General features: G+C 72.8%; 12 protein-coding genes. 6 read left to right on the top strand and 6 right to left on the bottom strand.

Features of this window, described 5'->3' with window-relative positions; genetic code table 11:
* Window positions 1-96 precede the first annotated feature (96 nt).
* From dapB to ABZ860_RS29485, 4 genes are all read left to right on the top strand, one after another.
* Entirely contained in the window at window positions 97-837 is a 741-nt protein-coding gene (dapB, locus tag ABZ860_RS29470; RefSeq protein WP_357226095.1) for a 4-hydroxy-tetrahydrodipicolinate reductase, read from the top strand.
* 191 nt (window positions 838-1028) lie between these two features.
* The gene (locus ABZ860_RS29475; RefSeq protein ID WP_357226097.1) at window positions 1029-1808 is read left to right on the top strand and encodes an SDR family oxidoreductase; all 780 of its coding nucleotides are present in this window, start codon (window positions 1029-1031) and stop codon (window positions 1806-1808) included.
* A 77-nt stretch (window positions 1809-1885) separates the two neighbouring features.
* Window positions 1886-4774, top strand: a complete 2889-nt coding sequence (locus ABZ860_RS29480; protein WP_357226100.1) for a BTAD domain-containing putative transcriptional regulator — start codon at window positions 1886-1888, stop codon at window positions 4772-4774.
* A gap of 35 nt (window positions 4775-4809) precedes the next feature.
* Complete coding sequence (locus ABZ860_RS29485; protein ID WP_357226101.1) at window positions 4810-6036, top strand: FAD-dependent monooxygenase; 1227 nt, start codon at window positions 4810-4812, stop codon at window positions 6034-6036.
* 12 nt (window positions 6037-6048) lie between these two features.
* Here ABZ860_RS29485 and ABZ860_RS29490 read toward each other — a convergent pair whose 3' ends face one another.
* The 5 genes from ABZ860_RS29490 to ABZ860_RS29510 all read right to left on the bottom strand — a co-directional run bounded on the left by ABZ860_RS29490 (window position 6049) and on the right by ABZ860_RS29510 (window position 10700).
* A complete protein-coding gene (locus ABZ860_RS29490; RefSeq protein ID WP_357226103.1) occupies window positions 6049-6921 on the bottom strand; it encodes a 1,4-dihydroxy-2-naphthoate polyprenyltransferase in 873 nt (290 codons plus the stop codon).
* A gap of 142 nt (window positions 6922-7063) precedes the next feature.
* Window positions 7064-7666, bottom strand: coding sequence for a GNAT family N-acetyltransferase (locus tag ABZ860_RS29495; protein WP_193203682.1), 603 nt, complete (start codon window positions 7664-7666; stop codon window positions 7064-7066).
* A 38-nt stretch (window positions 7667-7704) separates the two neighbouring features.
* Window positions 7705-8250 carry a CGNR zinc finger domain-containing protein gene (locus ABZ860_RS29500; protein ID WP_357226105.1) on the bottom strand — a complete coding sequence of 182 codons (546 nt, stop codon included), beginning with the start codon at window positions 8248-8250 and terminating at the stop codon, window positions 7705-7707.
* A 205-nt stretch (window positions 8251-8455) separates the two neighbouring features.
* Window positions 8456-9220, bottom strand: coding sequence for a hypothetical protein (locus tag ABZ860_RS29505; RefSeq protein ID WP_357226107.1), 765 nt, complete (start codon window positions 9218-9220; stop codon window positions 8456-8458).
* A gap of 64 nt (window positions 9221-9284) precedes the next feature.
* Window positions 9285-10700: a PLP-dependent aminotransferase family protein gene (locus tag ABZ860_RS29510; protein WP_357226109.1), complete on the bottom strand. Its 1416-nt coding sequence runs from the start codon at window positions 10698-10700 to the stop codon at window positions 9285-9287.
* On the opposite strand from ABZ860_RS29510, the gene ABZ860_RS29515 reads away from it, so the two are divergent.
* Window positions 10699-11640 (top strand): DMT family transporter, encoded by a 942-nt coding sequence (locus ABZ860_RS29515; RefSeq protein WP_357226110.1) that lies wholly within the window; start codon window positions 10699-10701, stop codon window positions 11638-11640. The genes ABZ860_RS29510 and ABZ860_RS29515 overlap by 2 nt on opposite strands.
* Before the next feature lie 119 nt (window positions 11641-11759).
* Complete coding sequence (locus ABZ860_RS29520; RefSeq protein ID WP_357226112.1) at window positions 11760-12782, top strand: hypothetical protein; 1023 nt, start codon at window positions 11760-11762, stop codon at window positions 12780-12782.
* Between the two features lie 17 nt (window positions 12783-12799).
* Here ABZ860_RS29520 and ABZ860_RS29525 read toward each other — a convergent pair whose 3' ends face one another.
* Window positions 12800-13699 carry a LysR family transcriptional regulator gene (locus ABZ860_RS29525; RefSeq protein WP_357226114.1) on the bottom strand — a complete coding sequence of 300 codons (900 nt, stop codon included), beginning with the start codon at window positions 13697-13699 and terminating at the stop codon, window positions 12800-12802.
* Between the last annotated feature and the right edge of the window lie 10 nt (window positions 13700-13709).

Genomic DNA, 13709 nt, shown 5'->3' on the forward strand with positions numbered 1-13709 from the left:
TCTCGCCTGAGGCGGCGCCTCCCGCCGTACGGACTCGGGCGCGTCGGCCCGCTCCTCGCCGCACCGCCTCCCTCCGCCACGTATAGCCTTGGGCGCGTGATTAAGGTCGGTGTTCTGGGCGCCCGCGGGCGCGTGGGTGTGGAAGTGTGCAAGGCCGTCGCGGCGGCCGATGACCTGGAGCTCGTGGCGGAGGTCGACAAGGGCGACCCGCTCGACGCGCTGACCGGCGCCGAGGTGGTGGTGGACTTCACCCATCCCGACGTCGTCATGGACAACCTCGAGTGGTGCGTCTCCCACGGCATCCACACGGTCGTGGGCACCACCGGTTTCGACGCCGGACGGCTGGAGACCGTGCGGGGCTGGCTGGCCGCCAATCCCGGCACGAACGCGCTCATCGCCCCCAACTTCGGCATCGCGGCCGTGCTGATGATGCACTTCGCCGCGCAGGCGGCCAGGCACTTCGAGTCGGTCGAGATCGTCGAACTGCACCACCCGCACAAGGCCGACGCCCCCTCGGGCACCGCGCGCCGTACGGCGGAGCTGGTGGCGCGGGCCCGGCGCGAGGCGGGGCTCGGCCCCTCTCCCGACGCGACCACCACCGCGCTCGACGGCGCCAGGGGCGCGGACGTCGACGGCGTCCACGTGCACGCCGTGCGGCTCGCCGGGCTGATCGCCCACCAGGAGGTCATCCTGGGCGGCGAGGGGGAGACCCTCACGATCCGGCACGACACGATGAACCGGGCGTCGTTCACGCCGGGCGTCCTGCTGGGCGTACGCCGTGTGCAGGAGCTCGACGGCCTCACCGTTGGCCTCGAGCGCCTTCTCGACCTGCAGTAGTCGCGCCCGCCGCCCGGCCTCAACGTCTGCCGCAGGGCCGGGCGGCCTCTCGTCGTTCCGCGGACGACCGGCTCAGCGCCGGCCGATGGCGGGCCCGGTGAGCCGGCGGTGAGGGAACGGTGAGCGGTCGCCGCCAGTGTCGACTCGACGCCGGATCCACCGGGGACCGGCCGCGGAGAGGGAACACGACGATGGGCGAGCTGAGCGGCAAGACGGCGCTGGTGACGGGTGGATCGCGAGGGATCGGGCGTGCGGTCGCGTCGCGGCTGGCCGATGAGGGGGCTCTGGTCTGCGTCCACCACGGCGGCAACGAGGACGCGGCCGAGGAGACCGTGACGCGGATCCGGGGCGCCGGTGGCCGGGCGTTCGCCGTACGGGCCCGGTTCGGCGAGGACGGCGCGGTGGACAGGCTGTTCGAGGGGCTGACCGCCGGGCTGGCGGACTACGGCGCGAACGGCCTGGACATCCTGGTCAACAACGCGGGCATCGGTTCCACCAGCCCTGTCGCGCGGGTCACCGAGGAGGAGTTCGGCAGACTGCTGGCGATCAATGTGAGCGCGCCGTTCTTCGTGATCCAGCGGGCACTGCCGCTGCTGAACGACGGCGGCCGGATCATCAACATGGGCTCGACGGCCAGCCGGTTCGCGGTCACCGTACAGATCGGTTACACCATCAGCAAGGCGGCGCTGGAGTCGATGGCCCCGTCGCTGGCCAACGAGCTGGGCAGGCGCGGTATCACCGTGAACACGGTCGCGCCCGGCGCGGTCCGGACCGACATGACCGCCGGCTACACCTCGATTCCCGAGGTGGTGGCGGGACTGGAGGCGATGGTCGCGCTGGGGCGGCTGGGCGAGCCGGAGGACGTCGCGGACGTGGTCGGGTTCCTGGCGGGTCCACGGGGCCGATGGGTGACCGGGCAGACCGTCGACGTGTCGGGCGGGACCTACCTGGGACCCATCGTGCCCGCATGATCGCCCTGTGATCGTCGCCGTGATCGTCGCTGTGATCACCGGCGGGCCATCGGGGATATCACGGGATAATCGCGGGCATGCGGTTCGGAATCCTCGGCGAGACCCGGGTGTGGCGCGATGACGGGACCGAGGTCCCGCTGGGCGGACCGGCGCGGCGTGGGTTGCTGGCGCTGTTGCTGATCCGTCCCGGTCAGGTCGTGCCGTCCGACCGGCTGACCGGGGAGATCGACCCTGACGGCGCGCTGTCGGCGCACGCGCTGCAGTCGCAGGTGTCCCGGCTGCGCACCGCGCTGGGGCCGGCGGCCGCGATCGAGCGGAGCGGACCGGGATACCGGATCGTGGTCGCGGACGACGACGTGGACGCCTGCCGGTTCGAGCGGCTGGCCGGGCAGGGCCGGATGGCGTTGCGCGACGGCGAGGCGGAACGAGCGGTGACGCTGCTGCGCGAGGCGCTCGACCTGTGGCGCGGGCCCGCGCTGGCCGAGCTCGCCGAGAGCGAGACGGCCCAGGCCGCCGCGACGCGGCTGGATGAGCTGCGGCTGGCGGCGCTGGAAGACCGGATCGAGGGCGAACTGCGGCTCGGCGAGCACCGGGCCGTGGTTCCGGAGCTGCGCGAGCTGGCGGGCCGCCACCCGCTCAGGGAACGGCTGGCCGGGTTGCTGATGCGCGCGCTGTCCGCGGAGGGCGGGCGGGCCGAGGCGCTGGTCGTGTTCGAGGAGACCAGGCGCCACCTGGCGGAGGAACTGGGCGCCGATCCTTCGGCCGAGCTGGTCGCGCTGCACCGGGAGCTGCTCAGCGCCGATCCCTCGCCGTCGCCGGCCGCGCCGCCCGCCCAGCTGACCTCCTTCGTCGGCCGCGACGAGGAGGTGGCCGAGGTCGCCGGCCTGCTTCGGGTGGCCCGGCTGGTCACGTTGCTCGGCCCCGGCGGCGTCGGCAAGACCCGGCTGTCGGTCGAGGTGGCCGGGGCGGCGGCCGACGAGGTGTGCTTCGTGGAGCTGGCCGCGCTGGGTGACGGGGCGGGGCCGGCGCGGGCGGTCCTCGGCGCGCTCGGCCTGCGCGAGCGCGGGCTGCAGGTGGGGGACGGGCCGCAGACGCCGGTCGACCGCCTGATCGCGGCGCTGTCCCACCGGGTGCTCCTGCTCGTGCTGGACAACTGCGAGCACCTGGTCGAGGAGACGGCCGCGCTGGCGGCGCGGCTGCTGGCGGCCTGCCCGCGGCTGCGGGTCCTGGCCACCAGCCGCGAACCGCTGGGAGTCATCGGCGAACACCTCCATCAGGTGCGCCCGCTCGACGCCGACGCGGCGGTGCGGCTGTTCGCCGACCGGGCCCGCGCGGTGCGGCGCGGCTTCGCCGCCGACCCTCAGCGCGTACGGCGGATCTGCGCGGCCCTGGACGACCTGCCGCTGGCCATCGAACTCGCGGCGGCGCGGCTGCGCGCGCTGGACCTGGGCGAACTCGAGGGACGGCTGAACGACCGGCTCGGGGTCGCGGCCCGCGGCAGCCGCACCGCCGACGGCCGGCACCGGACGCTGCGCTCGGTGGTCGCGTGGAGCTGGGACCTGCTCACCGAAGCCGAGCAGCGCGCCGCACGGAGGTTCACCGTCTTCGCCGGGAGCGCGACGGCGGAGTCGGCACGGCAGGTGTGCGGCACGGACGCCGAGACGCTGGAATCACTGGTCGACAAGTCGCTCCTGGAGGTCTCCCACGGCCGTTACCGGATGCTGGAGACGATCCGCGCCTACGGCGCCGAGCGGCTCGACGAAGCCGGCGAAAGCGACTCAGCGCGGCACGCGCACGCCCGGCACGTCCTGGAACTGGTGCGCACCGCCGATCCGCATCTTCGGCGGGCCGGGCAACTGGAATGGCTGCCGATCGTCGTCGCCGAGCACGAGAACCTGCTGGCCGCCGTGCGCTGGGCGGCCGAGGCTCCGGATGTCGCGACGGCTCTGCAACTGCTCGCCTCGGCCTCGACCTACCTGTGGATCCGGGGCGCGTCCGCCACGGCCGCGCCGTACGCGATCAGGCTGCTCGATGCGATCGGCGACACGCCCCCGCCCGGGCTCGGCGAGGAGTACGCGACCACGGTGCTGCTTGCCTCGTCCGACCGCGAGACCTGGCGACGTCATCGGGCGACGGCGGAGAGGGCACTGGCCGCCGCCTGGCCCGGCGACCGAGCGGGCCGCTACCCGGCGGCCCTGCTGCTGTGGATGCTGCGGAACGCCGGCGAAAGCGAGGCGCAGGGCGCGTTCGCGCTTCTGACTGCCCAGCACGGCAGCCCCGAGCCGTGGGCGCGAGCGGTCGCCCGATACGTGTCGGGCTTCGGGGCCCTGGGGGACAGGGACGTCGCACCGGCGGAGCAGGACTTCGGTACGGCCGCCGAGCAGTTCCGCGCCCTCGGCGACCGATGGGGCACCGCACTGGCTCTGGACATGCTCGCCGGGCTGGCGGGCGGACGCGGCGACCACGCGCGGGCGATCGCGCTGACCGACGAGGCCCTCACCCTGACCGGCCGGCTCGGAGCCCAGGAGGACGCCACCGATCTGCTGGTCAACCGGGCCGACTACCTCGCCGCCGCCGGCGACGCGGAGGCGGCCCGCGCCGACTACGTGAAAGCCGCCGATCTGGCCCGCCGCGCCGGCAGCACCACCTGCCTGGGGGCGGCCCTGCGCGGCCTCGGCGACGTCGCCCTGCGGGAGGGCGACCTGGACGAGGCGGAACGGCTGTACGCCGAGGCCGCGCAACGGCTGGATCCGCACTGGATCAGAAGCCTCGGCAACCGGGTGCGCACGCTCGCCGGGCTGGGCCGCGTCGCCGAAGCACGCGACGACCACGCCACGGCCCTGGCTCGCTACCGGGAGGCCGCCGAGGCCGCGGCGGCAGGCGGCTCGACCCCCGACGCACTGCGTCTGCTGGGGCTTCCCGATGCCCTTTCCGACGCCCTCGCGGAGGCGGTGAGCCGGCGGTGAGCTTCCGGTGAGCCCTCACCGGCAGGCTCTCGGCCATGGACAACGCAACGAACACCGCGATGAACAACCGGACCGTGCTGATCTCGGGCGCCTCCGTCGCGGGCCCCGCCCTCGCCTACTGGCTCCACCGCCACGGCTTCACCCCCACCATCGTGGAGCGCGCCCCCGCGCTGCGCGACGGCGGCTACGCCGTCGACTTCCGGGGTGAGGCGCACCTGTCGATCCTGCGCCGGATGGGCATCCTGGACGACATCGAACGCGCCCGCACCGGCATGGGCTCCATGTCGTACGTCAACAGCGCAGGCAAGCCGCTGGCCAGGATGCCCGCCGATCTGTTCGCCGGGGACGTCGAGATCCTCCGCGGCGACCTGGCCCGTATCCTCTACGACGCCACCAAGGAGCACACCGAGTATGTCTTCGGCGACTCCGTCACCTCGCTCACCGAGGACGCCCACGGGGTGACCGTCACTTTCGAACGCGGGTCGCCGCGCCGGTTCGACCTGGTCGTCGGCGCCGACGGCCTGCACTCCGCCACCCGCCGCCTGGCCTTCGGACCGGAGGAGGACTACGTCAGGCACCTGGGCGTCTACTGCGCGATCTTCACCACCGCCAACCACCTCGGCCTCGACCACACCGGCCACGCCTACCGCACGGCCAACAGGCTGGTGGCGATGTACAGCGCGCGCCACAACACCGAGGCCAAGGCCGTCTTCTATTTCGGCTCGCCGATCCTTGACCTTGACCGCCGCGACGTGGCCCGGCAGCAGGCCGTCCTCGCCGAGCACTTCGCCGGCAACGGCTGGCAGAGCGATCGGCTGCTGCGGGACATGCGCGTCGCGCCGGACTTCTACTTCGACTCGGTCGGCCAGGTCCGCATGGACTCCTGGTCCCGAGGGCGGGTGGCCCTGGTCGGCGACGCCGCCTACTGCCCGTCCTCCCTGTCCGGCATGGGGACCGGCCTCGCGCTGGTCGGCGCGTACGTCCTGGCGGGCGAACTGGCCGCCGCGCACGGCGACCACCGCGTCGCGTTCGCCGCCTACGAGCGGGAGATGCGCGCGTACGCGGAGGGCTGCCAGAAGATGGGCGACGGCGTGGCCAAGCTCATGGTCCCCGGCAGCCGCTTCCTGGCCTCGGTCCTCAACCGCTACTACAAGGTCATGCCCTATCTGCCGGGAAAGAACATGGCCACCAAGATCGCCCGCAAGACCGCCGAGAACATCACCCTCCGCGACTACACGGTGAACAACGCCCGCTCACGGTAGGACGGGCGCCGGTCAGAACAGGGCCAGGCCGAGGGTGAACAGGGCGCCGAAGACCAGTTGCAGGCGGCCGGTCTGCTGGAGCGTCGCGATGAGCGCGGGGCCGGTCGCCCCCGCGCGGACCGTCCTGATCGGGGCCACCACGAGGGGGAGCGCCAGCACCGTCAACGCGGCGAAGGGCCGCACCGGCACCAGGGCGAGCGCGAACACGAAGGGCAGCACCAGGGTCGCCGAGTAGGCCAGGCGCGTGCGGCTGTCACCCAGCACCACGGCCAGCGTGCGCTTGCCGGAGGGGCCGTCGGTCACGATGTCGCGGAGGTTGTTGACCATGAGGAGCGCGCAGGCGAGCAGCCCCACGGGCACGGCTGCGGCCAGCGAGAGCCAGGTCAGCCGCTCCACCTGGACGTACGTCGTCCCGGCGACGGCCACGATGCCGAAGAACACGAAGACCGAGATCTCCCCGAGCGCGCGGTAGCCGTACGGGCGGGAGCCTCCGGTGTAGAACCAGGCGGCCAAGATCGAGGCGAGGCCGACGAGCAGCAGCCACCAGGCGCGGGTGGCCACGACCAGGACGAGCCCGGCGACCGCGGCGGCGAGGAAGCAGCCGAGAGCGGCGGCGAGCACCTGTTTGGGGGCCGCGACGCCCGAGCCGACCAGCCGCAGGGGCCCCACGCGGTCCTTGTCGGTGCCCTTCACGCCGTCGCTGTAGTCGTTGGCGTAGTTGACCCCGATCTGCAGCGCCAGCGCGACGAACAGCGCGAGCAGGGCGCGCCACCAGACGGCGCCGTCCTCCGCGACGGCGGCTCCGGTGCCGACGGCGACCGGGACGACGGCGGCGGGCAGCGTACGGGGGCGTGCGCCCGCTAACCATTGAGCTGGGGTGGCCACGTGACTCCCTTTTCCTACCTGTGCGTAGCCGGTGAAGGCGTACCTAGTTTGGCCAATCCCCCGTCATGTCGTGACAGCGGGGTTGGCGGAGGCGACGCCGCCGGGGGCGGAAGCCGTACGAACGGGCGGAAAGGGAGGTCACTCAGCTGATGTCGGTGGTGAGGCGGATCATCCTGATCGGGCGGCCCATGTCGAGGACGCGCTCGGCCTCGTCCTCGCCCCAGCCGGCCGACTCCAGGAAGCCGAGCATCGGGTGGTTGTCGGCGAAGACCCAGGTGACGACCGTGTTGTAGCCGTCCTCGCGCAGGTGGTCGACGGTGGCGTTGAGCAGCCTGCTGCCGTGTCCGCGCCTGATGTGGTTGGGATCGACGAGCAACGTCATCAACTCGGCCGTCGTGGCCGGGTGCAGGTCGGGGTCCTCGGCGGGTCCGTGCGACGCCAGCCCCACGACCCGGTCGGAGGCACGCTGCGCGGCGGTCGCCAGGATGCCGCCGGGGCCGAGCGCGGTGAACGCGTCGGTGTCGGGCACCACCCGCTCGACGGCGACGAGCAGACGGTGACGGGGCGTGGGCGGCGAGAGGATCGCCTCCTCCCACTGGCGGCGCCACATCTTCTCCGCCGCCGGCCCCGTCATCTGCTCCAACGGGATCGGTGGCAGGAAGTCGCGATAAACCGCCTTCCACGCCCGGATCTGGGTGCTGGTCACCGCGTCGACGTCCTCGAGGCGGGCAGCTCTAACACCCATTCGGCGGGCTCCTTTCTTAGCCTGTAACACCGTACTGGTCAGGAGGGCCTCGGCGTACCTTCCGCCTGGCGTCGTGCCCGATATGCCCGGGTTTTTGTGCGGTTTCCGCAGACGCGCATGGAGCACCAGGAGCGAGACCGATTTTTCGAGGAGTCGATGAACGCCCATTGACAGGTGCTCTCGGCGCAGACCTTCAGCCGTGCCCAGGTGCCGTCGGCGTGGGCGGCCGGGATCAGCGCCGCCAGCCGTGCGAGCCCGCCCGCCACTCCGGACCCCACGGGCTCGAGCGCCGGCGTCCCCGCCGAGAGCGTCACGCGAACCGGCAGCCCCGCCAGCGCCGCGTCCAGCCCCTCGGGAACCTCGTACGGACCCCCGTCGTGGTTGCCGCGCAGCGCGGCCCGCAGTCCTTCGCGCAGTTGGGTCGCCGTCGCGAGGTCCTCGTCGGCGGCGCGGTCGTCGTCGCCGATCAGCCCCCGTTCGCGCAGCCAGACGGACAGCTCGGCCGGCGAGGCCAGCTCGTCGGCGTCTCCCTCGACGTCGTAGGTGTTCACGAAGTCGCGGAGCAGCTCCGCCGGGCCCGTCATGATCGATCACCCCTCGTGACCACTGTACGACAGTCGGAGGTCGCGAAATACCAACACCAGCGCAAGCGTTTCACTGGTGTTGGCTATTCCGAGGAGGACGTCATGCGTGTCAGCTACCTGGCCTATCTGGCATCGCAGAACAAGGAGCGCCGCGACCGCCTGTCGGAGGGGCGCCGGCGGGAGGGCGAGCCGATGACCCGAGGGTCTAGAGCCCGAGCCGCCGCACCGCGGTCCGCCAGTTCTTGGCGATAGCCTGCTGCGCCTTGGCGAGGGGCACCTCGCCGTGGCACACGGCCCTCCAGAGCGTGAGCTCGGCCGCGTCCTTGTCGGCCGGGGTCTTCCCCTTGCCCGCCAGAACCGGCTGGGGCCACAGGTTCTTCACGCTCTTGGGGGACCCGCCGAGGGACAGCGGGATGAGGTGGTCCTCCTTGTAGTGCGACGGCTTCCTGTCCGCGTAGCCGTACTGGGCGATCTGCGTGACGCGCAGCGCGTTGGCGTAGCTCGCCGGAGGCGCGACCTTCCTGCTGTAGCCGGGCGTGCAGATCGTGGACTTGATCGTCTCCTGGGTGACGCGGGGGTCACGCGTCCCCGGCTGGCACTTCGGGTCCGGCAGCGGCAGGTACCTCTGGGAGCACTTCGCCCCCGCCGGCTTCGTGGTCGGTGTGGGCTTCGGGGTCGGCTTCGGCGTCGCGCCGCCGGAGGAGCCGGCCGGCTTCCACCGCCAGTAGGAGCCGTCCTGCACGCACCGGTAGGAGTCGCCGTCCTGCGAGGTCCCGTTCCTGCCGTGGGCCGTCGCCGGGCAGAACGCGCCGGGAGTGACGCATTCCCAGTGGTCCCCGACCTGGCGGTAGCAGCCCGCCGAGGCGGAGGAGGTCCCGGTGGGGGCGGCCTCGGCGGCGAACGGGACGACGAGCAGGCCGGCTGACGCGAGCACGGCGCATAACGCGATCAACAGAGAGCGGACGCGCACGGTGTCTCCTCTGTATGGGGGTTGAAGGGCGACAGAGGAAAGACGATCCAGCCGGGGCGTAGGTTCACCTCTGGGGCTCATGTGGCTGGAGGGACAGGACCGGGGCGAGGCGCCGGATGCCCTCTTCCAGCTCCGGCAGGCCGGTCGCGGCCGTGTGGGTCAGCCGCAGCCGCGGTCCCGGGGGCTCGGCCGGGTAGTAGATGCGCCCCGGGCTCACCAGCACGCCCTGTGCCTGCGCCGCCTCGACCACCTTCGCCTCGTCGGTGCCGGGCGGCAGCCGTACCCAGACGTGCAGGCCGCCGGACGGCGCCAGGTGCACCTCGGCGGCGGGCGCGTGGCGGGCGAGTCCGGCCAGCATCGTGGCCTGCCGTACGACGAGCTCCTGCCGGACGGCGCCGAGGTGGCGCCGCCAGGCGGTGGAGCCGACGAACTCGACGGCCGTCTCCTGCAGCGGCCGGGCGACGAAGAACGACTCCACCACCTGGCAGGCCCGCAGCCGGTGCGCGGCAGGGCCCCGCGCGGTGAGGCCCGCCACCCGCAGGCTGGGCGAGGTGATCTTGCTCAGCGACAGGATGTGGACCACCGTGCCGTGGGCGTCCATGGTCACCATGGGCGGCGGGACCGGCCCTGTGGTCAGATATCGCGCGTAGTCGTCCTCGATCACGAACGCTCCCGCCGCCCGGGCCACGGCGAGCACCTGCTCCCTGCGCTCGCGGCTCAGCGTCGCCCCCGTGGGGTTGTGCAGCGTCGGCTGGCAGTAGAACACCCGCGCCCCCGTCATCGCGAACGCCTCCGCCAGCAGGTCGGGCCGCACGCCGTCCCGGTCGAGCGGCACCGCGCTCGCCCGCAGCCCGGCCGCCCTGGCCGCCGCCAGCGCGCCCGGGTAGGTGGGGGTCTCGACGAGGATCGGCGAACCGGGAGCCGCAAGCGCGCGGAACGCGAGGGTGAGCGCCGACTGCCCGCCGCTCACGACGAGAACGTCGTTGTGCGTCACCGCTCCGCCGACCTCGGTGGCGAACCACCGGCGCAGCTCCGGCAGGCCGTTCAGCGGGGGCATGCTCCACGCCTCCGGCCGGCGTACGGCTCGCGCGGTCGCCGCGGCCAGCGCCTTCACGGGGCGCAGCTCGGGGTTGAGGTAGCCGCCCGTGAGCGGCACGACGCCGTCGGGGGGCTGGGCCAGCAGGCTCGCCGTCGCCGAGTCGTCCACCACCCGGTCGCCCAGGGCCACGGTCTGCCACGACAGGTCGGGCGCCTCCGCGACCGGCCGCCGGGCCGGGGCCACGAACACGCCCGCGCCGGGCCGGGTGACGACCCGTCCCTCCGCCGCGAGCTGCGCGATCGCCCGCGAGACCGTCACCGGGCCCACCCCGTGGCGGCGCATGATCTCCCTGCTGGACGGCAGCCGTTCGCCCGGCCGCGACCGGTCCGTCTCCTCCCGGAGTCTCGCGGCGAGACGGACGATACTGCTATCGTCATACATGAAAGCTGACGATAGCGCTATCGACGTCCTTCCGATAGCGGACGCCCCCGCCGCGCAGATCCCTCGCCGCCTGGCATGGCGGGGCAGCTTCCTGGCGGGCGCGGGCGTGGTGTCGTTCTCGGGGTCGTTTCCCGGGACCGTGTTCGCGATGCGGGGGTTCGATCCGTATCTCGTCGCGATCGGGCGCGCGGCCCTCGCGGCGCTCGCCGCGGTGATCTGCCTGAAGGCCGCGGGTGCGCCGCTCCTGCCGCCCCGCGCCCACCTGAGGTCGTACGCGATGATCGCGCTGGGTGTGGTCCTCGGCTTTCCGCTGTTCAGCGGCCTGGCCCTGGACGGCGGCGCGAGCACGGCCCACTCCGCCGTCGTCATCGGCCTGCTCCCGGCCGCCACGGCCGCGTTCGCCGTGCTGCGGGCGGGGGAGCGGCCGAGACCCCTGTTCTGGGCGGCCTGCGCGGCGGGCGCGCTGTCGATCACCGTGTTCACCCTGACCCGGGGGACCGGCCGCTTCGCCGGGGCGGACGTGCTGCTCGTGCTCGCCCTGCTGTCGGCCGCCGTGGGCTACACCGAGGGCGGGCGTCTCGCGCGGGAGACCCCCGGCTGGCGCGTCATCTCCTACGCCCTGGTGCTCTCGGCCCCGCTCACCGTGCCCGTGACGGCGGTGCTGGCGGTCACCACGCCCATGGAGCCCTCGGCCGAGTCGCTGGCCGGCCTCGCGTACGTCGGGCTGGTGTCGATGTTCCTCGGGTTCATCCCGTGGTATGCCGGGCTCGCGATGGGCGGGATCGCCCGTGCCGGGCAGATCCAGCTCGCGCAGCCGCTGCTCACGCTGGTGTGGGCCCGGCTGCTGCTGGACGAGGAGATCGGCGCCGCGACGATCGCGGCGGCCCTGGCCGTGCTCGTGTGCGTGGCGGTCACACAAGGCAGCCGGAGGGCCGCATGACACAGGCCAGCCGCCGGCGGCGCGGTGTGGGCACTTGATTGGTGTGACGGCACGGCGCAGGATGAGGCTGACGCTGTTACAAGGTGAGGCGGGTCACAAGCACGCGGGATGGTGAGGCGATGTCGGACGTCGTGGTTCCTGAGGGTGGTTTCTGGCCGGCGCCCGAGATCCCGCAACCCAACATCTACCCGATGGAGTGGCGGGTGGAGACCGAGAAGCTCGCGGCGATCTACGAGAAGTCCAAGCGCATGGTCTGGAACCCCGCCGACCTGCCGTGGGACATGCTCGACCCCCGGGAGTTCACCCCGGAGCAGCGGCTGGGGATCATGTACTGGTTCTCCGTGCTCGCCAACTTCGACGCCTCGGGCCCGGCCGTCTTCGCCCGCGCCACGATCCAGGCGTTCGAGAAGCACGAGGAGGATCCCGTACGCAAGTGCTTCTTCTCGATCACCCGTGACGAGATGAACCACGAGGAGTGCTGCCAGCGCGCGATCGCCCGGCTGTGGCCCGGCGGCCCGCTCGACTGGCAGCCCTCGACCGATCTGGAGCGGGCGGCGCACAACAACATCGGCTGGCTCTACCACAACGGCGGGCGCTACTGGAACGGCTACAACGCGGCCGTGGGCAAGTACTCGCTCGCCGTGCTGTTCACGAGCTTCATGATGGGGGAGATGGCGGCCTCGACGCTGTTCCGGGGGATGGCCTCCGGCACCGAGCACCCCCTGTTCTCGGACATGTTCCACAAGATCGGCCGGGACGAGTCGCGGCACCTCCAGATCTGCATGACGATCCTGGACAACGAGTGGCCCGGGCTCACCGACGACGTACGCGGCCTGATCACGCGGCAGCTGCGCGCCGGATTCGTGTTCCTGTCGATGATCCTCTGGGAGCCGCCTGAGGGCTTCTGGGAGCTCCCGCCGTACTTCCTGCACAACCATCGCGTGCTGATGGACCACGCGCGGGAGGGCGGCCTCGGCGTGCTGTCGTACGAGGAGCAGGCCGACAACTGGCGGCTGGCGATGGCCCGCGTACGCGCGATCGTCGAGCGGTGGGGGATCGAGTTCCCCGCGATCCCCGAGCTCGACATCGACGGCGTGGACGTCGACGTGATCGATCCGGAGGACATCATCCCGGTGTTCTGACCCTACCGGACGGCCTCCTACCGGATGGCGGAGCGCAGGGCCGCGATCAGCGCGACGAGGGCGGGATGACCGCCCGCGCCCCGGCGGAAGGCGACGCGGGTGCGGCGGCGCATGGACAGCGCGCTCAGCGTGACGCCTTCGGGCGGGTCGGCGGCTCCCAGCTCCGGCACGAGCGCGACGCCCTGCCCGACGGCGACCATCGCCAGGACCGTGGCGAAGTCGTCGATGTGGTGGCGTACGCGAGGGGAGAAACCGGCCGCCTGGCAGGCGCGCACGGTCATCGCGTGGCAGAGCGTGCCCGGAGTCGATGCGATCCACGGCGCGTCGCGGCAGGTGAGGAGCGTGGCCGCGTCACTCTCCCCACTGACGGGGCGGATGGTGGCCAGATACATGGGTTCGTCGAGGAGGGGGACGGCGTCCAGGGCGAGGTCGGGCTCGGCCGGGACGAAGTCGTACTCGTGGACCAGGGCCACGTCGAGCTCGCCGGCGCGCAGGCGCGGCGCGACCTCGGCCGGGTCGACCTCGTCCACCATCGGATCCAGGCCCGGGTGACTGCGGGCGAGCGCCGCCAGGGCCGAGGGGAGGATCGCGCGGGTCGCGGTGGGAAAGGCGCCGATCCGCACGGTCCCGGACAGGCTGGTTCCGGACAGGTCGGCCCTGGCCGCGGCGAGCTCCGCCGCCGCCTGCTCCAGCCGTTCGAGCACGGCCTCCGCGTGCCGCACCAGCGCCACCCCGGCGGGGGTGAGCGCGACCCGGCGTCCGGTGCGCTCCAGCAGGGCGACCCCCGCTTCGCGCTCCAGCGCGGCGAGCTGCTGGGAGACGGCCGAGGGAGTGAACGTCAGCGCCTCGGCCACCGCCGCGATCGTGCCCCGGTAGGCGAGCTCACGGAGCAGGCGAAGCCTGCGGACATCGAGCATCAGTTCAGCT

The sequence above is a fragment of the Microbispora sp. NPDC046973 genome, from assembly GCF_040644495.1.
GTDB lineage: Bacteria > Actinomycetota > Actinomycetes > Streptosporangiales > Streptosporangiaceae > Microbispora.

Bases quoted from the DNA above. Each gene is read 5' to 3' on its own strand.
- ABZ860_RS29475 (WP_357226097.1), top strand. From the start codon at position 1,029: ATGGGCGAGCTGAGCGGCAAGACGGCGCTGGTGACGGGTGGATCGCGA.
- ABZ860_RS29480 (WP_357226100.1), top strand. From the start codon at position 1,886: ATGCGGTTCGGAATCCTCGGCGAGACCCGGGTGTGGCGCGATGACGGG.
- ABZ860_RS29485 (WP_357226101.1), top strand. From the start codon at position 4,810: ATGGACAACGCAACGAACACCGCGATGAACAACCGGACCGTGCTGATC.
- ABZ860_RS29495 (WP_193203682.1), bottom strand. From the start codon at position 7,666: ATGGGTGTTAGAGCTGCCCGCCTCGAGGACGTCGACGCGGTGACCAGC.
- ABZ860_RS29500 (WP_357226105.1), bottom strand. From the start codon at position 8,250: ATGACGGGCCCGGCGGAGCTGCTCCGCGACTTCGTGAACACCTACGAC.
- ABZ860_RS29515 (WP_357226110.1), top strand. From the start codon at position 10,699: ATGAAAGCTGACGATAGCGCTATCGACGTCCTTCCGATAGCGGACGCC.
- ABZ860_RS29510 (WP_357226109.1), bottom strand. From the start codon at position 10,700: ATGTATGACGATAGCAGTATCGTCCGTCTCGCCGCGAGACTCCGGGAG.
- ABZ860_RS29520 (WP_357226112.1), top strand. From the start codon at position 11,760: ATGTCGGACGTCGTGGTTCCTGAGGGTGGTTTCTGGCCGGCGCCCGAG.
- ABZ860_RS29525 (WP_357226114.1), bottom strand. From the start codon at position 13,699: ATGCTCGATGTCCGCAGGCTTCGCCTGCTCCGTGAGCTCGCCTACCGG.